At 63.1% G+C, this 23,881-nt stretch carries 23 protein-coding genes; 12 read left to right on the top strand and 11 right to left on the bottom strand.

The features are described from left to right. Nucleotides 1-59: 59 nt before the first annotated feature. The 7 genes from L858_RS0116090 to L858_RS0116120 form a co-directional block, all read right to left on the bottom strand. On the bottom strand, nt 60-1,508 hold the full coding sequence (locus L858_RS0116090) for a cobyric acid synthase (RefSeq protein WP_022684176.1): 1,449 nt from the start codon (nt 1,506-1,508) through the stop codon (nt 60-62). 69 nt (nt 1,509-1,577) lie between these two features. Then, nucleotides 1,578-1,799: a hypothetical protein gene (locus L858_RS0116095; RefSeq protein ID WP_022684177.1), complete on the bottom strand. Its 222-nt coding sequence runs from the start codon at nt 1,797-1,799 to the stop codon at nt 1,578-1,580. 28 nt (nt 1,800-1,827) lie between these two features. Then, nucleotides 1,828-3,087: an N-succinylarginine dihydrolase gene (locus L858_RS0116100; RefSeq protein ID WP_022684178.1), complete on the bottom strand. Its 1,260-nt coding sequence runs from the start codon at nt 3,085-3,087 to the stop codon at nt 1,828-1,830. Continuing rightward, a complete protein-coding gene (locus L858_RS0116105; protein ID WP_022684179.1) occupies nt 3,084-4,103 on the bottom strand; it encodes an arginine N-succinyltransferase in 1,020 nt (339 codons plus the stop codon). Before L858_RS0116105 ends, L858_RS0116100 begins: the two co-directional genes overlap by 4 nt. 4 nt (nt 4,104-4,107) lie before the next feature. Beyond that, complete coding sequence (locus L858_RS0116110; RefSeq protein ID WP_022684180.1) at nt 4,108-5,325, bottom strand: hydrolase; 1,218 nt, start codon at nt 5,323-5,325, stop codon at nt 4,108-4,110. Between the two features lie 42 nt (nt 5,326-5,367). Then, complete coding sequence (locus tag L858_RS0116115) at nt 5,368-6,267, bottom strand: DUF481 domain-containing protein (protein WP_028056221.1); 900 nt, start codon at nt 6,265-6,267, stop codon at nt 5,368-5,370. Nucleotides 6,268-6,309: 42 nt separating this feature from the next. Beyond that, nucleotides 6,310-6,795 carry an RNA pyrophosphohydrolase gene (locus L858_RS0116120; RefSeq protein WP_022684182.1) on the bottom strand — a complete coding sequence of 162 codons (486 nt, stop codon included), beginning with the start codon at nt 6,793-6,795 and terminating at the stop codon, nt 6,310-6,312. 181 nt (nt 6,796-6,976) lie between these two features. On the opposite strand from L858_RS0116120, the gene L858_RS0116125 reads away from it, so the two are divergent. Both L858_RS0116125 and L858_RS0116130 read left to right on the top strand, forming a co-directional pair. Further along, nucleotides 6,977-8,353 (top strand): cryptochrome/photolyase family protein, encoded by a 1,377-nt coding sequence (locus tag L858_RS0116125; protein WP_022684183.1) that lies wholly within the window; start codon nt 6,977-6,979, stop codon nt 8,351-8,353. A gap of 35 nt (nt 8,354-8,388) precedes the next feature. Continuing rightward, a complete protein-coding gene (locus L858_RS0116130; RefSeq protein ID WP_022684184.1) occupies nt 8,389-9,654 on the top strand; it encodes an SAM-dependent methyltransferase in 1,266 nt (421 codons plus the stop codon). Here L858_RS0116130 and L858_RS0116135 read toward each other — a convergent pair. Then, nucleotides 9,651-10,361 carry an SDR family NAD(P)-dependent oxidoreductase gene (locus L858_RS0116135; RefSeq protein WP_022684185.1) on the bottom strand — a complete coding sequence of 237 codons (711 nt, stop codon included), beginning with the start codon at nt 10,359-10,361 and terminating at the stop codon, nt 9,651-9,653. The two genes, L858_RS0116130 and L858_RS0116135, sit on opposite strands and share 4 nt — an antisense overlap. 107 nt (nt 10,362-10,468) lie before the next feature. Further along, nucleotides 10,469-11,947 (bottom strand): amidophosphoribosyltransferase, encoded by a 1,479-nt coding sequence (gene purF / locus L858_RS0116140; protein WP_022684186.1) that lies wholly within the window; start codon nt 11,945-11,947, stop codon nt 10,469-10,471. A gap of 182 nt (nt 11,948-12,129) precedes the next feature. On the opposite strand from purF, the gene ccmC reads away from it, so the two are divergent. From ccmC to L858_RS0116180, 8 genes are all read left to right on the top strand, one after another. Continuing rightward, the gene (ccmC, locus tag L858_RS0116145) at nt 12,130-12,852 is read left to right on the top strand and encodes a heme ABC transporter permease CcmC (protein WP_022684187.1); all 723 of its coding nucleotides are present in this window, start codon (nt 12,130-12,132) and stop codon (nt 12,850-12,852) included. A gap of 1 nt (nt 12,853) precedes the next feature. Beyond that, nucleotides 12,854-12,985: a hypothetical protein gene (locus tag L858_RS22445; protein ID WP_022684188.1), complete on the top strand. Its 132-nt coding sequence runs from the start codon at nt 12,854-12,856 to the stop codon at nt 12,983-12,985. Continuing rightward, the gene (gene ccmE, locus L858_RS0116155) at nt 12,985-13,431 is read left to right on the top strand and encodes a cytochrome c maturation protein CcmE (protein WP_022684189.1); all 447 of its coding nucleotides are present in this window, start codon (nt 12,985-12,987) and stop codon (nt 13,429-13,431) included. Before L858_RS22445 ends, ccmE begins: the two co-directional genes overlap by 1 nt. 37 nt (nt 13,432-13,468) lie before the next feature. Next, the gene (locus L858_RS0116160; protein ID WP_022684190.1) at nt 13,469-15,409 is read left to right on the top strand and encodes a heme lyase CcmF/NrfE family subunit; all 1,941 of its coding nucleotides are present in this window, start codon (nt 13,469-13,471) and stop codon (nt 15,407-15,409) included. Further along, nucleotides 15,406-15,933 carry a redoxin family protein gene (locus L858_RS0116165; RefSeq protein ID WP_028056223.1) on the top strand — a complete coding sequence of 176 codons (528 nt, stop codon included), beginning with the start codon at nt 15,406-15,408 and terminating at the stop codon, nt 15,931-15,933. The genes L858_RS0116160 and L858_RS0116165 overlap by 4 nt, the downstream gene beginning before the upstream one ends. Beyond that, the gene (locus L858_RS0116170; protein ID WP_022684192.1) at nt 15,930-16,340 is read left to right on the top strand and encodes a cytochrome c-type biogenesis protein; all 411 of its coding nucleotides are present in this window, start codon (nt 15,930-15,932) and stop codon (nt 16,338-16,340) included. The genes L858_RS0116165 and L858_RS0116170 overlap by 4 nt, the downstream gene beginning before the upstream one ends. Then, nucleotides 16,337-16,969, top strand: coding sequence for a tetratricopeptide repeat protein (locus tag L858_RS0116175; protein ID WP_022684193.1), 633 nt, complete (start codon nt 16,337-16,339; stop codon nt 16,967-16,969). The genes L858_RS0116170 and L858_RS0116175 overlap by 4 nt, the downstream gene beginning before the upstream one ends. 125 nt (nt 16,970-17,094) lie before the next feature. Beyond that, nucleotides 17,095-19,023, top strand: a complete 1,929-nt coding sequence (locus L858_RS0116180; RefSeq protein WP_022684194.1) for a potassium transporter Kup — start codon at nt 17,095-17,097, stop codon at nt 19,021-19,023. 60 nt (nt 19,024-19,083) lie between these two features. On the opposite strand, the gene L858_RS0116185 is transcribed toward L858_RS0116180, so the two are convergent. Continuing rightward, nucleotides 19,084-19,548 carry an Hsp20 family protein gene (locus L858_RS0116185; protein ID WP_037504849.1) on the bottom strand — a complete coding sequence of 155 codons (465 nt, stop codon included), beginning with the start codon at nt 19,546-19,548 and terminating at the stop codon, nt 19,084-19,086. Between the two features lie 533 nt (nt 19,549-20,081). On the opposite strand from L858_RS0116185, the gene L858_RS0116190 reads away from it, so the two are divergent. Next, nucleotides 20,082-21,332, top strand: coding sequence for a lipoprotein-releasing ABC transporter permease subunit (locus tag L858_RS0116190; protein WP_028056224.1), 1,251 nt, complete (start codon nt 20,082-20,084; stop codon nt 21,330-21,332). Continuing rightward, complete coding sequence (locus tag L858_RS0116195) at nt 21,325-22,014, top strand: ABC transporter ATP-binding protein (protein WP_022684197.1); 690 nt, start codon at nt 21,325-21,327, stop codon at nt 22,012-22,014. The genes L858_RS0116190 and L858_RS0116195 overlap by 8 nt, the downstream gene beginning before the upstream one ends. On the opposite strand, the gene L858_RS0116200 is transcribed toward L858_RS0116195, so the two are convergent. Further along, on the bottom strand, nt 22,000-23,808 hold the full coding sequence (locus L858_RS0116200; protein ID WP_022684198.1) for a diguanylate cyclase: 1,809 nt from the start codon (nt 23,806-23,808) through the stop codon (nt 22,000-22,002). The genes L858_RS0116195 and L858_RS0116200 overlap by 15 nt on opposite strands. Nucleotides 23,809-23,881 lie beyond the last annotated feature (73 nt).

Here is a 23,881-nt window from a genome sequence, read left to right on the forward strand (position 1 = left end):
TTCGAATCGTTCCGGGTGCGCCATTCCTCTCCGGTCAGCTAACCGGCGCAAGAGACGCTTCATCGAGCAAGGGCGATCAGTCCGTCGATATCGACATGCTGTTCCATCTCGATAGCAATCTGATCAAGAGCCTGTTCGACGGATAGACGATAGTCGGCTCCCGCCGCTTCCTTGCCCAGTCGGGCCATCAATGCGGCACGCAGGGCGCTGCTGCCGAACAAGCCGTGGACATACGTTCCGAGCACATTGCCTGATGGGCTGGTAGCGCCGTCCGGGCATTCTGCGCCAAGAAAAGCGAAAGGCCGAGCGCAATCCTCTCCCGCCGTCAGGCCGACATGCATTTCATAGCCGCTAAAGTCGGCACCCAATGCTCGACCGGTGACACTCTTGAGCGCCTTCGCGCCGGTAAGCTGCGTCTCGACGTTGAGCAGGCCGAGGCCCTGCACTTCTGTCACCAGCCCCTCGACCCCTTCCGGGTCCATGATCTTGCGCCCCAGCATCTGATACCCGCCGCAAATGCCCAGGATAGGCGTGCCGCGCCGATGATGAGCGAGGATGTCGATGTCCCATCCTTCGATGCGCATTGCCTCCATGTCGGCGATTGTCGCCTTCGACCCCGCCAGGATGATGAGCCCGGCGTCGACTGGAATGGGCTTGCCGGGCGGAACCATCACGACCTGCACCCCCGGCTCCAGCTTCAGCGGATCGAGATCGTCGAAATTGGAGATGCGCGGCAGGATGGGGCAGGCGACGATCAGCCGATCGGACACGTTTGCTTGCGGTCGCTCCAGCACCACTGCGTCCTCGCTCGGCAGGCGCGCAGCCCCGCTCAGCCACGGAACGACGCCATAGCCCCGCCATCCTGTTTTTTCCTCGACATAGCGATAGCCATCCTCGAACAAGGCAGGATCGCCGCGGAACTTGTTGATCAGAAAACCTCGGATCATGGCAGCATCATGCGAGTCGATGACGGCCTTCGTGCCCGCGAGCGCCGCGATCACCCCGCCACGATCAATATCCCCCACCAGGATGACCGGAACATCGGCGGCCCGCGCAAAGCCCATATTGGCGATGTCGCCTGCGCGCAGATTGACCTCTGCCGGGGAGCCAGCGCCTTCCACGATGACGATGTCGCACTGCGACTTCAGCCGTTCATAGCTTTCGAGCACCGCGCCCAGCAGCTCCGCACGGGCCGAGCGGAAGTTGCCTGACCCGAGTACCCCGCGGACCTGCCCATGAACCACAAGCTGCGAGGTGCGGTCGGCTTGCGGCTTCAGCAGGACAGGGTTCATGTCCGTATGCGGCTCGATGCCGGCAGCGATCGCCTGCAGTGCCTGAGCTCTGCCGATCTCTCCGCCATCGACCGTGACGGCGGCATTGTTGGACATATTCTGCGGCTTGAACGGCCGCACGCTATAGCCCCGGCGAAGGAGCGCCCGACATAGGCCTGCGACCAGCAGCGACTTGCCGACGTCAGAACCGGTACCCTGTAGCATCAATGCAGCCATGCCGCGCTCCTGCATGGAGAGGCGCGCGGGCACAAGGGTTGAGATGGAATGATGAGTCAGGGGATGCCGTCAGTCGGCAGCGAACCGCTGCATCTCCACGGCATCAATGATCTTGCCGCCCGCCATGAAGACAGTTCCTGTGCAGGCCAGCGCCAGCAATTTGCCGCTGAGACCGGGATAGTGCTGAATATAGCTGATACCCCGCTCCGTGGCGCCGAGCCCGAGGGCGTAGATAACCAAAAACGCCTCGAACTTCGTCTTGATGGTGAAAAGGCGTCTGATCCGTTCCATCTCGATACCGGCTGGAGGCTTGCTTGCGTTACGGCATAAGTTCGCCTGAAAGCTGCAAATGGTCAACAAGTGTTAACCATGATTGTTCGATCCGGGCGATCAGACGTGTGTCGGCCAGATCGGCCGAGGCGATCTCTTCGGGCCAATAGCTGTTGACGATAGCCGCAATGTCATCCAGCCGCGCCTCGTCCACCAGAAAGCGGGGATCCACGTTGCTGGGGTCAGCCACGACGCGTAACCGAAGGCAGGCAGGGCCGCCGCCATTGTTCATCGACTGGCGCAGGTCTACCGGCACAAGCTGACGGATGGGGCCGTTGCCTGCGACCATCTCCTCCAGCCAGGCCCAGACGGCGGTCGTTTCGCGCGCTTCCATCGGCAGCACCAGCGCCATGCCGCCAGCGGGTAGGCTCACCAGTTGCGCATTGAACAGATAGCTGCGGATCGCGTCGGCCAGGCTGACGGCGCTTGCCGGGACCTCGATGATCTCTACGCAGGGTAGCGTGGCGCGCAGTTCGTCATAAAAGCGCTCCTTGTTCGCGAAGGCCTGCTCATGGGTGAACAGCAGCCGTTCGTTGGCAACCGCGACGACGTCGTTGTGAAACGCACCGGCCGCGATGGCCTGGGGTGACTGCATGACAAAGAGAGTGCGGTCGGGGTCCAGCCCATGAAGACGCGCGACCGCCTTGCTGGCCTCGACATGCTGTCGCGCCGGAAAGGGGCCCCCTGCCTGGCCGTAGACGAATATCTCGACGCCGGGCTGATCGTGCCGCTCGCAGAGGCGCATCTGGTTGGCGGCGCCTTCGTCCCCGAACGGAGCGGGGATGGGCGCGTGGACCGCGAAAGCGCGCTGATCGGAAAAGGCGATGCGCAACTGAGCAAGCGTCTGCGGCCATTCATGACTGCGATGCGGCATGGTGACGAGATTGGCCACGGTCAGGTGAGTGCGCCCATCGCTCGTGTCGGGGGCAGGCGAGACGGTCGCTGCATTTGCCGCCCACATCGAGGAAGCGGACATGGCAGCGGCGCGGATATGCGCCTCCGCATTGCCGACATCCGTCCCAAGCGCCGCGAGCCATTTTCCGTCCGGCCGCCATTGCGGCAGGAATATCCCCTGCGTCAGGCCCAGCCTGATATTGGCGCGCATCTTCTCAATGCCTTGCAGGGCCGCTGCCCTGGGGAATGAAGACGCCCCCGCATGGGCTGTGGAAGCAAGATTGCCCATGCTCAGCCCGGCATAATTATGGCTTGGCCCGACCAGTCCGTCGAAATTGATCTCTCGCAAAGTCATGCGCGCTCCACCATGGTGAATGTCTGTCCGGGCTCCAGCGGCAGCAGGTCCAGCGATCGCTTGTCGAGCGAGATAGTTCCGTCGTCCCGCTCGATGGCGAACCCATAGGCGCAACGGAATTCAGCGAGCCGCCCGGTGGCAACCAGCACCTTCGTGCCGCCATCGTCATGTGCCGCCCCCAGTATGACATCCCGCGCGCCGGCAACCGTCTTCAGTGAATTGATTTGCCCTACCATCGTCGGTCCGCCGTCGAAAATGTCGATATAGCCGGGATTTGAAAATCCTTCCGTTTCCAGCATCCGCATCGCGGCTTTCCCATTGGGATGCGGCATGCCGATGACGCTGCGCGCACTTTCGTTCAGCATGGCGGTGTAGATGGGCGTCTTTGGCATCAGGTCGGCGATGAACTGGTTGCCATTGATGGCATTGAACTCGTCCGCCTCCTGAAAGCTCATGCCGAAAAAGCGGCCCGCAAGGCCATCCCAGAAGGGTGACCCGCCAGCCTCGTCAATCACCCCGCGCAGTTCGGCGATGATCCGGTCGCCAAAGCGCTGGCGATGCTTGCAGATGTAGAGGTAACGGCTCCGCGCCAGCAACAGGCCGAGTCCCTCCGCCCGTTCGCGCGGATGAAGGAACAAGCCGCCGACTTCTGTCGCGCCCTCCAGATCGGTGGTGAGCGAGAGCATCTCCGCGCGGAAGGTGCGGGCAAGCTCCCGGCTCTGCTGCGTCAGCGCGCCGAGGCGATAGGAGTAGAAGGGCCAGCTTTCCCCCACCTTGCTGAAAATCTGGCAAGTCCCGCGTACCTGCCCGGTCTGGCCGTTTTCCAGCACCATGACGATCAGCTCATCCTCGACCGTCTCGCCTGCCCGCGCGAGTGCCTGTTCCGTCCGCTCCAGCTTCTCGGCCAGGGCCTTCTTATCGGCGGGCAGGTTGGTGAAGCCCCCGCCGGTCAGCTTCGCCATCTCATACAGCGTTTGCAGATCGTCCGTACGCGCCGTGCGCATGAAGAAGCCCATGCACTCACCCCTTTCGTGAAATACGACCCTGCGCGATGCGGAGCAGCGCCAGCGCCGAAAGCTGCGCCCGCTCCGGCAAGCTGTCGACGATCAGATATTCGGCGTCGCTGTGAATGGCCCCTCCGCGGACCCCCATCGTATCCACGACAGGAACACCGCAGGCGGCGATATTATTGCCGTCGCAAACCCCGCCTGTATCACGCCACCGGACTGGAATACCAAGATCCGCGCCACATTCCCGCACGAGGGCGAAGAGGGGCAGCGCCCGCTCGTCCATTGCCTTTGGCGGTCGGCCGAAGCTGCCATGAAGATGGATGGTGACGTCATGATCGCGCGCGACCTCCGCGATCATGCGGTCGATCAGCTGTCGTGCAACCTCCTCATCATCCGCCGTCTTCGGACGAAAATTGGCGTGGAGGACGGCATGGTCGGGGACGACGTTGTTCGGACCCCCGCCTTCGATACGGGCGGGGTTGCAGGACAGGCCCGCGCCGCTTCCTGCTTTCAGGCGCAGCGCCAGGTCGGCCGCCGCCAGAAGGGCATTTCGCCCCTCTTCGGGATTGCGGCCGGCATGGGCGCTCTTGCCCTTGACCACGATCGCGAAGTTGCCGCTTCCGGCTCGCGCGCCGGCCAGCGTCCCGTCGGGGAGCGCAGGCTCATAGGTGAAGGCGGCGAGCTTGCCTGTTGCCAGCCGTTTCAGCAAGGGCGCCGAAGAGGGGCTGCCGACCTCCTCATCGCTGTTGATCAGCAGGTCGTAACCGATGGCGCCGGCCTCCGGCGCGGTTTCCAATGCGCGCAAGGCCGCGAGCATCACGGCAAGGCCGCCTTTCATGTCGCTGACGCCGGGACCGTTCAGGGTTTGCGCATCGAGCCACGAGAGGTGCTGGAAATTATGGTCGGCAGGGAAGACCGTATCCATGTGGCCAGTGAGCAGCAGGCGGACGGGTGCGTCCGGCCTTACCGACAGCTGGAGATGCCGGCCGTGCGCCACATCGCCGAGCGATCCGTCAGGCGCGACCGCCTGAACGGGTGCAGGTTCGATCAGATCGATCTTCCCCGGCAGGACCGAAAAGGCGTCGGCCAGCAGGGCGGCGATGGAGGCGAGGCCCGGCAGGTTGCGCGAACCGCTGTTGACCCCAGCCCATCTCTCCACCTGGGCGAGCATCGGTGCTTCCGCCGCCCGTTCGAGGACCATCTGTTCTGACGATGAAAGGCCAGTCATCCTGGCGATGCTATCAGAGGCGGCCGGGCGCCTCCACCCCCGTCAGAAATCGTAGGTCAGCGTCAGCCGGCTCAGCGTGTCAAAGTCTCGCGCGGACAGCAGCGTCTCGGATTCATATTGAACATTGTGGGAGAAGGCAGCGGACAAGCGGCTGTTTACCTTGGTTTCCAGAGACGTCAGCGAATTAAGCGTATAGACGTCGCTTTCGGCATAAGCTGACGCCACCTGCTTGAAAGCCAGATTGGGCGCCAGTCGCCATACCAGGTCCAGCGAGCCGCGCGCACCGAGCTTCGTCTCGCGCTCGCCGGTCACATAAGCGGCATGACGCACCGAAGGCCCGGCATCAAGTGAGAGGTCGAGCGGGCCGCTGACGATCACCTTGTAACCGATCCCTGCCGAGGCCGTGTAGCGCTCATCATAGCCGATCGACGTGTCGCGCTCGAATTGGCTGAGGCCATAGGCAAAGCCCCGGGTGTCGAATTCGTAGCGCGGCTCGTAGCTGGCCAGATACCGCTCGCGCGAGGTGACGCCATTAGCCCGGCGGTAATCTGCACTGGCGGTCAGCTTGTGCGACCACTGAATGCCTGCCCGTTTGATTTCCGCCTTGGCGCTGATGCCGATTTCGCTGGTCGATCCGGTCGAACGGAACCCGCCTGCCTCGACGCGGCCGGTCCATAGTTCGGTGAAGCGCGCCTCGCGGATCACCGTTTCCTCGGTTGCCTTCGTCCGCTCCTTCCAGCTCTTGACCATGCGCTGGATTTCATCAACGGCGCCAGGATTGGTTTGCTTCGCGATCTTGGCAACGGTCGCGATCTCCGTCTCGTTGCCGTTCGCAATCGCGGCCTCCAGCATCTCGCGAACGGGTGGAGGCAGCAGCACAGGATAATTCGCCAGGGCCGGCGAGGAGGCCAAGCAGCAGAGGATAGCTATGCAGGTACGCATCCGCCCCGTCATACCGGCATGGCCGAGTAATTTAACCCTCTTTCAGATCAAGGCCCTGAATTCCTGAAGAATGTCGCGGTAGAGCTTGCGCTTGAAGGGGACAATCAGGTCAGGCAGCGTTTCCGGGTCGATCCACTTCCACTCCTTGAATTCGGGATGGCTGGTTTGGATATTGATGTCCTCATCACTGCCGAGGAAGCGGGCCAGAAACCAATATTGCCGCTGCCCGCGATATTTGCCGCCCCACAGCTTGCCGATGAGTTCCGTCGGCAGGTCGTAAAAATGCTCTTCGCGTGCCTTGGCGATGAATTCGACATGGGCCTCGCCAACACCGGTTTCCTCGCCCAACTCACGCAGAGCGGCTGCCCGTACATCTTCGCCATCATCGATACCGCCCTGCGGCATCTGCCACGCTTCGACCTGGCTGTCGATTCGCTGACCGACGAACACCTTGCCGTCCATGTTGACGAGCATCACGCCGACGCAGGGCCGGTAGCTTAGCTCTGAATCATTAGGTATCGACGCCATCGCAGTCCCTGAATGTTAAGCCGGCGGCCTGAGCGCAGGACCGCTTTTGTGCAGTGCAAAGATAATTGGCCGGAGGGCCGGCGTCCATCACCGATGATAGTGTCAGCGTCCATTGGCCGGATCAGCAGGGCGAACCGCGGCGGACTTGGAACCGCGTCCTGCAAGTGGCATTGGATGAGGCATGCCCGATCCCGTCATTCTGTGGTTCCGCCAGGACCTTCGCCTGTCCGACCAGGCCGCACTCACAGCGGCGGCGCAGGAGGGGCCGGTGATCCCGGTCTATATTCTCGACGATGAACTTCCGCGCGATTGGAAGTTGGGCGCGGCGTCGCGCTGGTGGCTGCACCATAGCTTGAAAAGCCTCGATAAAAGTTTGCGAGACAAGGGCTCGCGCCTGATCCTTCGCAGAGGCGACTGTGCCGCAGTCCTGAAGCGGATCGCCGAGGAAACCGGCGCTCAGCGGGTTCACGCTTTGCGCCATCATGAGCCATGGTGGCGCAACGCGGAAAAGGCGCTCGCTAAGCACTTCGACCTCAGCCTCCATGACGGTGCCCTGCTCAGCCCGCCGGACAGTATCCGCACTCAGAGCGGCAGCGCCTACCGCATCTACACGCCCTTCGCCCGTGCCGTTATGGAATGGATGCCTCCGCCGGAACCTGCATCCGCGCCCGCTCATATCGAGGCGCCGGACCGTTGGCCGGACAGCGATTCGCTGGAGGAGTGGGCCTTGCTGCCTACGCGCCCGAACTGGGCGGCGGCCTTTTCGGACGACTGGACCCCGGGCGAGGCGGGGGCTCGGGCCAATGTCGCAGCCTTTCGGGACGAGGTGGGCGATTATGATCATGCCCGCAACATGCCCTCAGAGGAGGGGACCTCCCGCCTTTCCCCGCATCTGCATTTCGGCGAAGTCTCCCCGGCCTATGTCTGGCACCGAGTCGCCGGAGCACCCGGCGACACCACGACCTTTCTCAAGGAATTGATCTGGCGCGACTATGCGCATGTTCAGATCCGCGCGATGCCCACCTATGGCTCAGCCAATGCCCGACCTGACTTCGACAGGATGCCGTGGCGAGACATGAGAGAGGCACGTAGCGACTTTCATCGCTGGACGTCGGGCACCACGGGCTATCCCATAGTCGATGCCGGCATGCGCCAGCTTTGGGCGACAGGCTGGATGCACAATCGCGTCCGCATGATCGCGGCCAGCTTCCTCATCAAGCATCTGCTGATCGACTGGCGGGACGGCGCGAAATGGTTCTGGAATACGCTGGTCGATGCGAGCTATGCCAACAACAGCGTCAATTGGCAGTGGGTTGCGGGAAGCGGTGTCGATGCCAATATGTTTTCACGGATCATGGCGCCGCTCAGCCAGTCCGAAAAGTTCGAGGCAGCTGACTATATCCGGCAGTGGGTGCCTGAACTGGCGGGGCTGGACGACCGCATGATCCATGACCCTGACGCCCATGACGCCCGCCCACAAGGCTACCCTGCCAAATGCATCGGCCACAGGGAGGCGCGGGAGAGGGCGCTGGCTGCCTATCGCAAGGCACGGACGTGATTGCGAGGGCCTGACCCTTGGGGCAGAGTGAAGGCATGAATGCAGTTGATCCTCGTCGCGGCAGACGCTCCAAAGCAGGGCGGCGGCCATTTTCTGTTGCACACGCTGGCCCGAATGCGCGGCTGATCGCGCCGGCCTTTCACCGCATATTGGACCGCATCGATCAGGGGCTGGAGCGAGGCTCGCTGCTTGCGATACTTCCGGACGGAACGCAGCGCCTGTTGGGCAGCCGTTCGCCCGGACCCGCTTGCGAGGTCGATCTTCGCCGCTGGCGCGCACTCCTCAGACTGATGACCGGCGGCTCGGCCGGATGGTATCGGGCCTGGGCGAAGGGTGAATGGACCAGCCCCGACCCGGTGCCGCTGTTCGAGCTGTTTATGGCCAATGCGGCGGCGCTCGGGTCCGTAGCGCGGCCGAGTGGGCCTGTGCGATGGGGGGGGCGCCTGGCCCATTGGGCGCGGCGGAACAGCCGGTCTGGTTCGCGCCGGAACATCGCGTTCCACTATGATCTGGGCAATGATTTCTACGGGCTCTGGCTGGATGAAACCATGAGCTATTCCAGCGCCTTGTTCCGCGATCCTCACGACCCCACCGAGCATCTGGAGCAAGCGCAACGCTGCAAAGTCGATGCGATCCTCGATCGTTTGAACTTGAAGGAGGGGTCCTCGCTGCTGGAGATCGGCTGCGGCTGGGGCGGTCTGGCAGAACAGGCAATGGAGCGTTGCCAACTCGCCTATGACGGACTGACGCTTTCCGCGGAGCAGGCGGAATATGCTCGGGATCGCTTGGGCTCCGGGGCGAAGATTATCCTCAAGGATTATCGCGACGCTGAGGGGCAATATGACGCCATCGCCAGCGTGGAGATGGCGGAAGCGGTCGGGCAGCGATATTGGCCCGCATATCTCGATGCGATCACGCGACTGCTAAAGCCCGGCGGCAGGGCGGCATTCCAATATATCCTGATCGACGACGCGCTTTTCGACAGTTATGCGCGCGGCGCGGATTTCATTCAGACTTATATCTTCCCCGGCGGCATGCTGATCTCCGAAAGCCGGTTCCGTGCTCTGGCGGAGGAGAGGGGCCTCATCTGGAGCGATGCCCATCATTTCGGGCAGCATTATGCGGAGACGTTGCGGCGCTGGCGCGAACGCTTCGATGATGCGATCGACAGGGGTGAGTTGCCATCCAGCTTCGACCAGCAATTCGTCGATCTGTGGCGTTACTATCTGATGTATTGCGAAGGCGGTTTCCGGGGCGGCGGGATCGACGTAGCGCAAGTGACGCTGATCAAGCCGGCTTAGTCGATCCTGGAGCGGTGCCCCGTTGGTGTATCGGCGCTCACCAACTGCGTGATCGCCTGCCCGACGGTGTCGGGATCCTTAAGCGAGTTGGCATCTTCTCCGGGGAAGGCGCGCGCGCGCATCGCTGTCCGGGTGGCGCCCGGGTCAACGATATGGGTGCGGATCGCGGAGATATTCTTCACTTCCTCGCCATAGGCACCGACCAGCGTCTCCAACGCAGCCTTGGAAGCTCCGTAAGCGCCCCAATAGGCGCGCGGCGTTGCGCCGACCGACGAAGTAATCGCGACAACCCGCGCGTCCTCGCTGGCCCGCAGGAGCGGGTCGAACGCCGCGATCAGCGCTTGCGGCGCTGCGATATTGAGCGTCAGTAGCCGCGCGAATTCCTTGGCATCGATCGCCGGAACCGACGCAAGGCTGCCCAGCGTGGCGGCATTGAGCACGAGGATGTCAAGCGCCTGCCAGCGCCCGGAAATAGCCTGCGCCAGACGGCCGATGCTCTCCCCATCCACCAGATCCAGCGGGGCGATGGTGGCCGAGCCGCCCTGCGCGTGAATATGCTCCTCCACCTCTTCCAGGCCACCGCTCGTCCGCGCGGTCAGGATGACGTGGGCACCTGCAGCGGCGAGCGCCTTGGCAGTGGCCGCCCCGATCCCGCGGCTGGCGCCGGTCACAAGCGCGACTTTCCCCGAAAGGGCCTGGCTCGTCATATATTATCCCTTTCGCCCCTCTACTCGGCAGGGCTACGCTAGTGAGGAAAGCCGCGGCCCTGAAACTGCCGAGCAGTTCAGGGCCGTTCGTACTGGTGGGGTGGAGGTCAGACGACCCGTTCGGCCAGCAGCTCGAACTGGTTCTGCACCACGACCTCGTCCTGGTCGGTCAGGCTGGTGGGGTAGTCGCCCGTGAAGCAGGCGTCGCAATATTGGGGACGGATGTCGGCCCGCTTCGCTTCGCCCAACGCCTTGTACAGCCCATCGATGGAGATGAAGGACAAGCTGTCGGCGTGGATGAATTCCTGCATGCCGCCAATGTCGAGTCGATGCGCCAGCAGCTTCGCGCGTTCGGGCGTGTCGACGCCGTAGAAACAGCTATGCTTGGTCGGAGGGCTGGCGATACGCATGTGGACTTCCGCAGCGCCGGCTTCCCGCATCATCTGCACGATCTTGAGCGAGGTGGTGCCGCGCACGATCGAATCGTCGATCAGGACGATCCGCTTACCGGCGATCAGCGCGCGGTTGGCATTATGCTTCAGCTTCACGCCCAGGTGCCGGACCTTGTCGCCCGGCTGGATGAAGGTGCGGCCGATATAGTGCGAGCGGATGATGCCCAGTTCGAAAGGAATGCCCGACTGCTGCGCATAACCGATCGCGGCGGGAACGCCGCTGTCGGGAACGGGGATGACCAGATCGGCCTCCACCGGGTTTTCGATGGCGAGTTGCGCGCCGATCGCCTTGCGGACCGAATAGACGCTGGAGCCGTCCACGATCGAGTCGGGGCGGCTGAAATAGACATGTTCGAATATGCAGGGCCGCGGGTGCGTGTCACCGAAGGGCCGGTGGCTTCTGACCTGGCCGTCATGGGTGATGATCACCAGTTCGCCCGGATCGATCGAACGCACATGCTCCGCGCCGACCACGTCGAACGCCACCGTTTCCGAGGCGAAGATGGTAGAATCGCCCAGGCGCCCCATCACCAGGGGACGAATGCCGAGCGGGTCGCGGCAAGCGATCATGCCCTCGGCCGTCATCACGATCAGCGAATAGGCGCCCTCGACCTGCTTCAGCGCATCGATGAACTTGTCCAGCAGCGTCCGGTAGGTCGAGGTCGCGACCAGATGGATGATGACTTCCGTGTCTGAGGTCGACTGGAAGATCGAGCCCCGGCGAATCAGCTCCCGGCGCAGCTTCATTGCGTTGGAAATATTACCGTTATGCGCGACAGCGAACCCGCCGGAACTGAGTTCGGCATAAAGCGGCTGGACATTGCGCAGCGATGTTTCGCCCGTCGTGGAGTAGCGCACATGCCCACAGGCCGAGTTGCCGGGAAGCGCCCGGATCACCTCATCGCGGTCGAAATTTCCCGCGACATGGCCCATCGCGCGATGGGTGTGGAAATCATGGCCGTCCCAACTGGTGATGCCCGCCGCCTCCTGGCCGCGATGCTGGAGTGCATGAAGACCGAGCGCCGTGATGGCCGAAGCGGTTTCAGCGTTGAACACGCCAAAAATGCCGCATTCCTCGCGCAATTTATCGTCGTCGAACGGGTTCGTCGTAAACATGGGTGATGAAGCGTCCATAGCCGATCCTGTGCGCCCCATGGGGCGGCGTTCGCGCGCATATAGTGTGTCGATGACGATTTGTCGCCTGCCTGTCATAAAAAAGGCGCGCGCCGTTCTATCTACATGAAAATGGTGATGGGGGCAGCGATTAAAAGCCCTACTGGCATTGGGCTCGACAGGCGGCTAAGAGCGCTCCCGCCATGCACCGCTTCGCCAATCCTGCCCGCTTCCTAAAAATAGCGCGACCGCTGACGGTCTGGCTATTCTGGCCGGGCCTGCTGCTGCTGCTCATCGGCTGTGCTTGCGGCCTGTTCGTGTCGCCCGCCGATTATCTTCAGGGCGATACGGTGCGCATACTTTATATTCATGTGCCCGCAGCCTGGCTGGGCATGGGGGGCTGGTCCGGCATCGCCATCGCCGCGCTCATGCAGCTGGTCTGGCGTCATCCGCTGGCGGCGGTGGCAGGTAGAGCGACTGCAGTTCCCGGGGCCTTCTTCACGGCGATCTGCCTCATCACGGGGTCCATCTGGGGCCGCCCGACTTGGGGCACGTGGTGGGAGTGGGACGGGCGAATGACCTCCATGCTGGTGCTGTTCTTCCTCTATCTCGGCTATATTGCGCTTGCAAACGCCAGTACGCGCCAGGGGCCGGGCGGCGTTAGTGCTGTGGCGGCAATCTTCGGGCTTGTAGGGGCGGTCAACATTCCGATCATCAATCGGTCGGTGGTGTGGTGGAACAGCCTGCATCAGGGGCCGAGCATCACGCTGCGCGGCTCCAGTATCGACAGTGCCCTGCTCTGGCCGCTGGGTTTCACCCTCACGGGTTTCACCTTGCTGTTCGCTGCGATTGTTGTGATGCGAATGCGCGCCATCCTTGCCCGGACAAAGGTCGAAGCTCGGATGCAGCGGCTGGCGCGGGGATAGCATGATGGATCAATGGGCATTTGTGATCGGCGCCTATGCGCTGACGCTGACCGGTACCGCACTGATCAGCCTGAGCAGCTGGCGGACCATGCGCGCGCAAGAAGCAGAAGCGCGGCGGCTGACGGAACGCTGATGAAGGCGAAGCATCAAAGATTGATCCTGGCGCTGGCGGCGCTGGCGGCACTGATCGGGGCCGGCTTGTTAGCGACATCTGCGCTACGGGATGAGGCGGCCTATTTCTATGCGCCCGCCGACGTGAAGACCAAGGGTGTTGAGCCCGGCAAGGCGATCCGGCTGGGCGGCATGGTGGTCAAGGGCAGCCTGAAGCACGCACCTGATGGCGTTACCATCCGGTTCGATGTGACAGACGGCAAGGCGACGGTGCCCGCGACCTTCAAGGGCATCGCCCCGGACCTGTTCCGTGAAGGGTCCGGCGTCGTCGGAGAGGGTGCGTTTGATCGGAGCGGGACGTTCATCGCCACCAACTTGCTGGCCAAGCATGACGAGCGCTACATGCCCCGTGAACTCGAAGGCATGCGCTATGACGAGCAGAGCCACAAGATGAAGGTGGATCGATGAGGCGCGCCATGGCGATCAAAGCGAAGGTCGCACTGAGATGATCGCGGAAGCCGGCCTCGCGGCGCTTTGGCTCGCGGCGTCCCTTGCATTCCTTCAGCTGGCGCTGGCAGCGCTGGGCCTGGCCGGCGACAAGGCTGAACTGCTTGGCGCGGTGCGCCCTGTCGCGGTGGCGCAGGGCCTGTTGACGGCAATCGCTTTCATCCTGCTCGTAATGCTATTCCTGCGCTCGGACATGTCGGTCGCACTCGTCGCGTCGAACAGCCATTCGATGAAGCCGTGGCTCTACAAGTTCGCCGGAACCTGGGGCAATCACGAAGGATCGATGCTGCTCTGGGTCACGGTGATGGGCGTCGCTGGCGCCGCTGTCGCCCTGTTCGAGAGGGCGCTGCGCCGCCACACGCATATGGCGACGCTGGGCGGGCAGGCGGCGATCAGCCTTGGCTTTTACGCGTTCCTGTTGTTCGCCTCCAACCCGTTCGCGCGCGTTCAGCCTGCGCCGGCGGACGGGCAGGGCCTCAATCCGTTGTTGCAGGACCCTGGCCTCGCCTTTCATCCGCCGACGCTTTACCTCGGCTATGTCGGCCTATCGGTCGCCTTTTCCTTCGCCATCGGCGCGCTTCTCACCCGGCAGGTGGACGCCGCCTTCGCCCGCGCCATGCGCCCATGGGTGCTGGGGGCATGGATCTTGCTGACGCTCGGGATCACGGCCGGCAGCTACTGGGCTTATTATGAGCTTGGCTGGGGCGGCTGGTGGTTCTGGGACCCGGTGGAAAATGCTTCGCTCATGCCTTGGCTCGCAGCCACCGCTCTGCTGCACAGTGTGACGGTGCTGGCGACGCGCGACGCCTTGCGGGCCTGGACGGTGATGCTGGCGGTGGTCGCGTTTTCGATGTCCATGGTCGGCACGTTCCTGGTCCGCTCGGGCATTCTCACCAGCGTCCACGCTTTCGCCGTCGATCCCGAACGGGGCACGTTCATACTCGCCCTGCTTGGCCTCTATATCGGCGGAGCGCTGGCGCTCTTCGGCTGGCGCGTGGGAGCGGTGCGCGAGGGCGCGCCCTTCGAGCTGGTGAGCCGGGAAACGATGCTAGTCGTCAACAACCTGCTGCTGTCGGTCATCCTAGGGCTCGTGCTGATCGGCACGCTCTATCCGCTGCTCACCGAAGCTTTCGGTCACAAGGTTTCCGTCGGCGCCCCATATTTCGACCGCATCGCAGGGCCAATCGCGCTGATGCTGATGCTGGTCATGGTCATAGGGCCTCTGACGCGCTGGCGCAGGGATCAAGCCGCCGCGATCACCCGGCGAGCCTTGGTGCCCACCCTGGTCGCGCTGCTCGTCATCGCCATCCTTGCATTCAAGGCTTGGGGCCGCATCGGCATTCTACCGTTCCTGGGCATCGTGATCGCGCTGGCCGTCGCGGTCGGAAGCGTCGCTCCGCTATGGAAGCGCAACCTGCGCCGCACGCCGCTCTTCACTTGGGGCATGGTTATCGCGCATCTGGGCTGCGCCGTCAGCCTTGGCGGCATGGCGTCCGACTCGGCGTTCACCGTGGAGAAGCTGGTTGCGGCCCGTCCCGGCGAAACCGTGGACACCGCCGGATGGACGCTGCGCTTCCTGAAGATCATGCCGGTGGCAGGCGACAATTGGACTGCGCTTCAGGCCGATATGGAAGTCAGCCGGGGTGGCGGCACACCGGTTCTCATCCATCCCCAATCACGCTTCTTCGCATCGCCTCCCACGACCACGACGGAGGCCGCGCTGCTCACCCGCTGGAACGGGCAGCTCTATGTCGTACTGGGCCAGGAGGCGGAGGGCGGCCGCTGGCAGCTGCGCATCTGGTGGAAGCCGTTCGTAACGCTGATCTGGCTGGGCGGTTTCCTCATCGCACTGGGCGGAGCCATGGCGCTGGTCGGACGTGAAAGGCGGGGCTGGCTGCTGAAATGGAGAAGCAGGAAGGCGCAGGAGGCGCTGGCATGAGAAAGGCGCTCATCTGGCTCCCGCTGGCCCTGTTCGCCGGATTCTTCGCCCTGTTCGCAAGCGGGCTGCTGCGCCCTGACGACCGGGTGATCACCTCGAAGCTCGTCGGCCGTCCGCTCCCCGCCTTCGACCTGCCAGCGGCAGCCAGTGACCGTCCGCCCCTCGCCAGCACCCAGCTCGCCTCGGGCAAACCCCGCCTGCTCAATATCTTCGCCAGCTGGTGCCTGCCCTGCGCGGCGGAAGCCCCGCAACTGATGGCGCTCAAGGGCGCAGGGGTGGAGATCGACGCCATCGCCATTCGCGATGCCCGGCCTGACGTGGACGATTTCCTGAAGCGCTACGGCAACCCTTATGCGCGGGTGGGTCTTGATGCGCGAAGTGCAGTACAGATCGCCCTAGGCTCCTCGGGTGTTCCTGAAAGCTTCATCATCGATGGGCGCGGACGGATCGCCTACCAGCATGTGGGCGACATTCGGGAAGACGACATTCCGATGATCCTCCAGCGTCTGAAGGACGCACAATGAGGCTGCTCATCGCCACGCTGATGCTGCTGCTCAGCGCGCCCGTGTTCGGCCAATCTGCCCTGCCGCCCGCACCCTATGCCGATCGCCAGATCGAGGATGCGGCGCAGGAGAGAAAGGCGCGGGCGCTGATGGAGACGATCCGCTGCCTCACCTGCCAGAGTCAGTCCATCGCCGACAGCAACGCCAGCATGGCCGGCGACATGCGCTCGCAGATTCGCGAGAGGATTATGGCGGGGGAGCAGCCCGAGCATATCCGCGCCTGGCTGATTGAGCGTTATGGCGACTGGGTCAGCTATGAACCGACGGCCGCGCCCATTCTCTGGCCACTTTGGGCCGCGCCCATCCTGCTGCTGGCGCTTGGGGGATGGCTGCTGCGCGGCAGGATCAAGCGGCGGATGGAGCGATGATGGCGTGGATTCTCGCGGGCGGGCTGGCTGCCGTCATTTTGATTGCGTTGATCGCCATCGGCCGCATTCCACGTGCTGCCTGGGAAATCTGTGCGGCCGCCCTTTTGCTAGGCCTAGCCGGATATGCGTGGCAGGGCAGCCCCGGCCTTCCCGGCGCGCCCCGGCAGGCGGCGGAAAACGCAGGCGGCGGCTTTGACGAAGAACTGGCCGAGAAGCGCAGGGGGCTCGCGGAACGCTACGGCAAGGCGGGTCAATGGCTCATGCTCTCGGACGGTCTGGGTCGTCAGGGCAAGACGAAGGAAGCGGCGAATGTGCTGCTGTCCGGCCTGCGAGAGACGCCGGACGATCCCAACCTGTGGCTCGGCTTCGGCAATGCGCTGGTGGCACATGCGGGAGGCGTCCTGTCCCCCGGCGCAGATTTCGCCTATCGCCGCGCGATGGCAATCGATCCGCAAGGGCCGGCGCCCCGCTATTTCTACGGCCTCGCCCTCGCGCGGGCAGGCCAGTTAAAGGAGGCGAGAGCGCTCTGGGCACCTCTTGCGGCCAGCGCGCCGGAGGGAAGCATGGTCAGGAAGGAACTGGAACAGAACATCGCGCGTATCGATGCGATGCTGCAAAGCGGTGGCTAGGGGCGGATTGCCTACTATCCAGAGCCATGTTAGGGGCGCGGCGGTTTGCAGGGGCTGAGGGAATGACAAATTGGGCTACTCCCTGTTCGGATGTCCAGAGATCATGACAATTCGGCATTTTCTTCATGGCTGATGGGATCGCCCACGACGTCGCCCGCATGGACGACCATGGTGATGAAGGGCACGGCCATGGGACGCAGAAGGCGACCCTGAAGCTCGTCGTCGGGGCCATCGGCATTGTTTTCGGCGATATCGGGACCAGCCCACTTTACGCCTTCCGCGAAACCTTCGCCGGACATCATAAGCTCACGCTCGACCCGGATCACATATTGGGCGTCATCAGCCTGATGTTCTGGTCGATGATGCTGGTCGTCACGCTGAAATATGTGACTGTCATCATGCGCGCGGACAATAAGGGCGAGGGCGGCAGCCTAGCGCTGCTGGCGCTGATCAACGGGCAGACGAAGACGCAGCGCTGGTCGCGCGGCATCATCCTGCTTGGCGTTTTTGCGACCTCTCTCTTCTACGGCGACTCGATGATCACCCCCGCGGTGTCGGTCCTGTCCGCGGTGGAGGGGCTCGCCGTCTATAATTCGGAACTGTCCCCGATCATCCTGCCCGCCGCCGTCATCATCCTGGTCGGGCTGTTCTGGATACAGGGTCTCGGCACGAGCCGCGTTGCGACCCTGTTCGGGCCCATCATGCTCTTCTACTTCCTGACGATCGCGGTGCTGGGCGTCATCAGCATCGTCCAGACGCCGGGGATCCTCTATGCGCTCAATCCCTATTGGGCGTTCATGTTCTTCGTGACCGACCCGCTGCCGGCCTTTCTGGCGCTGGGCGCCGTCGTGCTGGCGGTGACTGGCGCCGAAGCGCTCTACGCGGACATGGGCCATTTCGGGCGCAGTCCGATCCGTGTCTCGTGGCTGGCTTTCGTGCTCCCCGCGCTGATGCTCAACTATATGGGGCAGGGCGCATTGCTCTTCCGCGAAGGTTCGAGCGCGCTCCACAGCCCCTTTTATTATCTAGCGCCGCAATGGGCACAGCTTCCCCTGGTCGGCTTGGCGACACTGGCGGCGATCATCGCCAGCCAGGCGGTGATCTCAGGCGCCTTTTCAGTGACGCAGCAGGCGATCCAACTCGGCTTCATGCCGCGCCTGCGGATCGAGCATACCAGTGCCTCGACAGCGGGCCAGATCTACATCCCCCTGATCAACTGGGGCTTGATGGTCATGGTGATATTGCTGGTGCTGGTCTTCCGCACCTCGTCCAATCTGACCGCCGCTTACGGCATTGCGGTCACAGGCGCGATGTTCATCGACAATCTGCTGCTGACGGTGCTGCTCTACCGCCTGTGGAAGTGGCCCTGGTATTATTCGGCGCCGCTGCTCTCGGTCTTCTTCATCGTGGACGGGGCCTATCTCGCCGCCAACCTCACCAAGGTTCCCGATGGCGGCTGGTTCCCGCTGCTGATCGGCTTCGTGATCTTCACGCTGCTGACGACTTGGTCGCGCGGCCGCCGGCTGGTGCAGGATCGGCTGCGCGAAGCGGCGATGCCGATCCCGGTTTTCGTCGCTTCAGCCGCCAACAGCGCGGTGCGGGTGCCCGGGACGGCGGTGTTCATGACATCGACGCCCGATGGCGTGCCCCATGCGCTGCTGCATAATCTCAAGCACAACAAAGTGCTGCACGAACGGGTCATCCTGTTGACGGTCAAGATCAGGGACGTGCCGGTGGTGGAGGATGACGGCCGCTGCAAGCTGGAGGACCTCGGCCGCGGCTTCTTCCGGCTGGTGCTGCAATATGGCTTCATGCAGGAGCCGGACGTACCCGCCGCCCTCAAGAATGTCAGCGGCTGCGGTCAAGCGTTCAGGATGATGGACACGAGCTTCTTCCTGGCTCGCCAGACGCTGCTGCCGTCGGCGAAACCGGGCATGCCGCTATGGCGTGAAAAGATCTTCGCCTGGATGCTCCGCAATGCCGAAAGCGCGATGGAGTTTTTCCGCCTGCCGACAAATCGCGTTGTCGAACTGGGCAGCCAGGTCGAAATTTAGCGGGTAGCCAAAACAAAAGGGCGCGGCCGATCGACCGCGCCCCATATCCCAAGCCTCCGATCAGGCGGCGTCGCGATCCGACGTGTTCAAATCCACCAGTTGACCGCCGTTGATGGCGATCTTCTTCGGTTTCATCGCTTCGGGGACCTCGCGAACCAACTCGATCGTGAGCAGCCCATCGGCCAGCTCCGCCTTTTCAACCCGCACGAAATCCGCCAGTTCGAATCGCCGTTCGAAACTGCGATTGGCGATGCCGACATGGAGAAACTTCGACCGATCGCCCTGTGCTTCGTCCTTGCGGCCAGTGACCTGAAGCAGGTTCTGCTGGGCGGTGATGTCGATCTCATCGGTGCGGAAACCGGCGACCGCCAAGGTGACGCGATAGCGGTCTTCGGAAAGGCGCTCGATGTTGAACGGAGGATAATTATCGCCCTGCTGCAGCCGGCTGTTGTTCTCGATCAGGTCGAACAAGCGATCGAATCCCACGGTCGAGCGGCGGTAGGGTGTAAGATCAAAACCACGCATCGTCATAATCTCCTAAGAGCAAAATGATCCTGCCGGACCCATGGTGGCGCCCGGCACTACGATGTCCAGCCCCATGCGGCGGCTGAACGCGATCGATATGGTTTGACGACGGAGCGTTTCAAGAGGGTGGTGCAACGAACCGGACACAGGAGTTTTTCCAAACGCCGGATACGGGAATGCGATCGGCGGGCTGTCATTGCGCGAGTACCCTGCTCAAATGAAAAGTACCCGGACCGCTCTTCACGACCCGGGTACTAATGGACGATTGCTCGTCTCCCCCTTGGCCTGCCTCAACCGCTTCTTAGCCCCCTAAGCTCGAAGCGGGATGCAGTATCCCTGAACCACGGCCATTTACCTGTGCTTCGAAGCCTTAGCTATGGCTCTGGCAGGACGCTGTCACGGGCTATTTCCGCCCTCTGTGATTTTCCCGAGAACGCTGTGGCAAGGCTGCAACAATTCCCTGCGCTTGCCGTTAAGGGAGAGCCTGCTAGACGGGCACCTCATACCGCCACGAAGAGGCCATTCGCGCCATCATGATTCTATCCCGTTACGAACGCATGATCGCCAAGCGCTACCTGCTGCCTGGCAAAGGGGAAGGTTTCATCTTCCTTGTCGCGGGCATCAGCCTCGTCGCGGTTATGCTGGGGGTGGCCGCGCTCATTATCGTGATGAGCGTGATGAACGGCTTTCGTGCTGAACTGTTCGACAAGATCGTCGGCCTCAACGGTCACGCCGTGGTGCAGGGTTATGGCGGACGGCTGCCGGACTGGAAGGCGGTGCTGAAGGAAGCGAAGGCGACGCCGGGCATCACCAGCGCGACCCCCTTGATCGAACAGCCGCTGCTCGGCAGCTTTCAAGGCCGCGTTGAGGCCGTGCTCGTCCGCGGGATGACAGTAGGCGATATCCGCAACAACGCGACCTTGAGGGGCAAGGTCGTCGCGGGCAACCTCAATGCGCTCACGCCCAATTCGGGGAAGGTCGGGATCGGCTCCCGCCTCGCTGAAAATCTCGGCCTTCAGATCGGCGACAGCCTCACCATCATCAATCCGGCCGGGCGGTCGACACCGTTCGGAACGGTGCCGCGACAGGTCGCCTATGAGGTCGCCGCCATCTTCGAGGTCGGCATCTATGATTATGACAAAGCTTTTGTCGTCATGCCGATGGAAGACGCACAGACGTTGCTGCTGTTGGGCGATGTTGTCGGCATGATAGAGGTCGAGACGATCGACGCCGACCGAGTGGGGGCCATATTGGAGCCACTCGCGGGCAAGGTTGCCGGGCGGGCCGTGGTCACGGATTGGCGACAGATGAACGCATCCCTGTTCGAGGCGCTCGCGGTTGAGCGGGTGGCTATGTTCGTTGTTCTCTCGATCATTGTCCTCGTCGCGGTGTTCAACATCCTGTCCTCGCTGATCATGCTGGTGCGGGCGAAGACGCGCGACATAGCGATCCTGCGGACCATGGGCGCAAGCCGGGCTGGCCTCGTTAAAATCTTCATGACGGTGGGCGTGACCATCGGGACGCTTGGCATGGGGGCGGGGATGGTGCTGGGCTTTACCTTCCTTTTCTTCCGGCAGAGCGTGGTGAACGCCATCCAGTTCATGACCGGCCAGAATCTGTGGGACCCGTCGATCCGCTTCCTGACCGAGCTTCCGGCGAAGCCAGACCCGATTGAGATCGCCGTCATCTGCCTGATGGCCTTGATCTTCAGCTTCCTTGCGACGCTCTATCCCGCGTTGAAGGCGGCCAACACCGATCCCGTGCAGGTGCTGCGTTATGAATGACATCTTGAAGGTCCGCGACCTGCGGCGCAGCTTCACACAGGGCGGTGTTACCATCGACGTTCTCCGCGGCGTCAACCTGACCGTCGGGCCGGGGGAAATCGTGGCGCTGCTTGGGCCATCCGGGTCGGGCAAGTCGACGCTGCTCCAGGCAGTCGGATTGCTGGAGGGCGGCTTTGACGGATCGATCCGCATCGATGGAGAGGAAGCGGCGAAGCTGGACAATGACGGGCGCACCCGGCTGCGCCGCGATGCGCTGGGCTTCGTCTATCAGTTCCACCACCTGCTGCCCGACTTCAACGCCGTGGAGAATGTCGTCCTGCCCCAGGTGATCCGCGATGCCGAGCCATCCGCAGCGCGCACCCGGGCTGAGTCTCTCCTCGGTGCGCTGGGATTAGGGCACCGGCTGGAGCATCGGCCAAGCCAGCTTTCAGGCGGGGAGCAGCAGCGCGTGGCGGTCGCCCGCGCGCTCGCCAATCGCCCCGCGCTGGTGCTGGCCGACGAGCCCACCGGCAATCTGGACGAGCGCACCGCAGACATCGTCCTCGCCGAATTTCTCCGCCTCGTGCGGGAAGAAGGGTCGGCCGCACTGGTCGCCACCCACAACGAGCGGCTCGCGGACAAGATGGACCGCGTCGTCCGCCTGCACGAGGGCGTTTTGGAGGAAAGTTCAGGCCACTATTGAGCTGTCTTCCCGGACCGTTGCGACGACGATCTGGTTGCGGCCGAGCGCTTTCGCCCGCAGCAGGGCAGCATCGGCCGTCCGCATCAGGTCGCCCGCGCGGCCATGAACCGGATAGTTGGCAAGCCCGAAGGATGCGGTGACCATACCCAATTGTTCACCGCGATGTTCGACCTGCAACTTCCGGATTCGCTCCTGAACCTGCCGTCCGCGCTCCAGCGCCTGCTCCACCGTAAAGCCAGGCATCAGCAGCACGAACTCCTCACCCCCCAAGCGGAAGGCGCAATCCTTTTCTCGCAACGCATCGCCCAATATGCCGCCCACCGCACGAAGCACGGCGTCGCCCGCATCATGGCCATAGCTGTCGTTGAAGCGCTTGAAATGGTCGATATCGATCATCAGGCACGACAGCGGCGCCTGCATCTGTTCCGCGATGGAGACTTCATCCTGATAGGCGGTGTCGAACCGGCGCCGATTGGCGAGTCCCGTCAGCGGATCGGCCATCGCCATCTCCCGTAGCACGTCGCGCAGGCGCAGGTTCGCGAGAGCCAGGCCGATATTCTCAGCCAGCATTTCAAGATATTTTTCCATCCGTTCCTGCCGATCTGCCGCATTCTCCTCTGGCAGTTCGAAGTAGAGCAGGCCGATGCTTTCGCCCTGCGCCATGAGCGGGATGCAGATGGACGGCGCCGGCCTTTCACGATCCAGATGCTCGCATGGAATGTCGATCAACTCGCCCTTCGGCTTATGCGTCTGCCCGCGGCGCAGTGCCCAGCATGCGGACGGAGAAAATTCCTCCAGAGACTGCTTGGGCGAAAGCCAATCGCACGCCTGTGCAATAGCGTTACGTCGCATGTCGTGGATATAGAGCTTGCCGGCAAATCCCGGCGCGATCTCCGGCACGAAGCAGCGCACGACCTCGACCAGGTCGTCGATACTGTCGCAGCCTTGAAGTCGCTGCGTCATTCGCGACAGCCGGTCGCGCGTCGCATGGTCGGCGTCGCGCTCCTGCTCCAGCCGCTGCCTTTCCAGCCCGTTCTCGCGGAAAATGCGCACCGCCTGCGCCATGTCGCCGATCTCGTCGATCTGCGGAAAGTCGGGCGGAATGGCCGCGAAATCCTGCGCCGCGAGCCGAGTCACCACGTCGCTTAAGCGCACGACCGGCCGCAGGATGCGCTGCTTCAGGATGAAATAGAGCACGCACAGGAACAGGAGAGCAGTCGCGCCCAGCATGAATTCCGACATGTTCCGCCACTGCCGCGCACTATCTGTGGCCTGGCGGACAGCGGCGTCGGTCCGCTGATCCAGCATATATCGGAACTTGCCCACTTGTTCGGCGATCCGGTCCAACTCGCGGCCATATTCATCGCCGAACAGGATCGCGGTGGCCGCTTTGCTGTCCCCCGCCTTCATGGCCCTGATCGCGCCTTCCTGCTCATCCGCAAGCAGGTCGGCCCAATGGATCGCCTGCCGCAGGGACGTCAGCTCGCTCTCAGTCGCACCGGCATCGTTGAGATGAGCGATCCGCTGCTCGACGGAGCGCAACGAAGCCTTCTCCCGTTCATAGGCGATGACATGCGCCGGGTTACCGGTGATCACGAATGAGCGCGCGTGCTCGCTCTGCCTGAACGTCTCTTCTTCAACGGTCGCGGTGAGTTGGTGGAAGGTCGCCCGTTGCGCCACGGCGGCGCGCTCCCGCTCCTCGGCGCTGGACGCCGTTAGCATCATGCCTCCCGATGCGAGGGTCAGGATGAGGGTGGCGCCATACGCCCAGTTGGTGATCGTGGATAAACGCATGGGGCCATATTGCGCGCGAATCGTTGGGAAGCCGTTAACTATCGGTCGGCAAACGAGTTTCTTCGCGGATGCT

It is taken from the genome of Sphingobium bisphenolivorans, from assembly GCF_000412635.1.
GTDB lineage: Bacteria > Pseudomonadota > Alphaproteobacteria > Sphingomonadales > Sphingomonadaceae > Sphingobium > Sphingobium bisphenolivorans.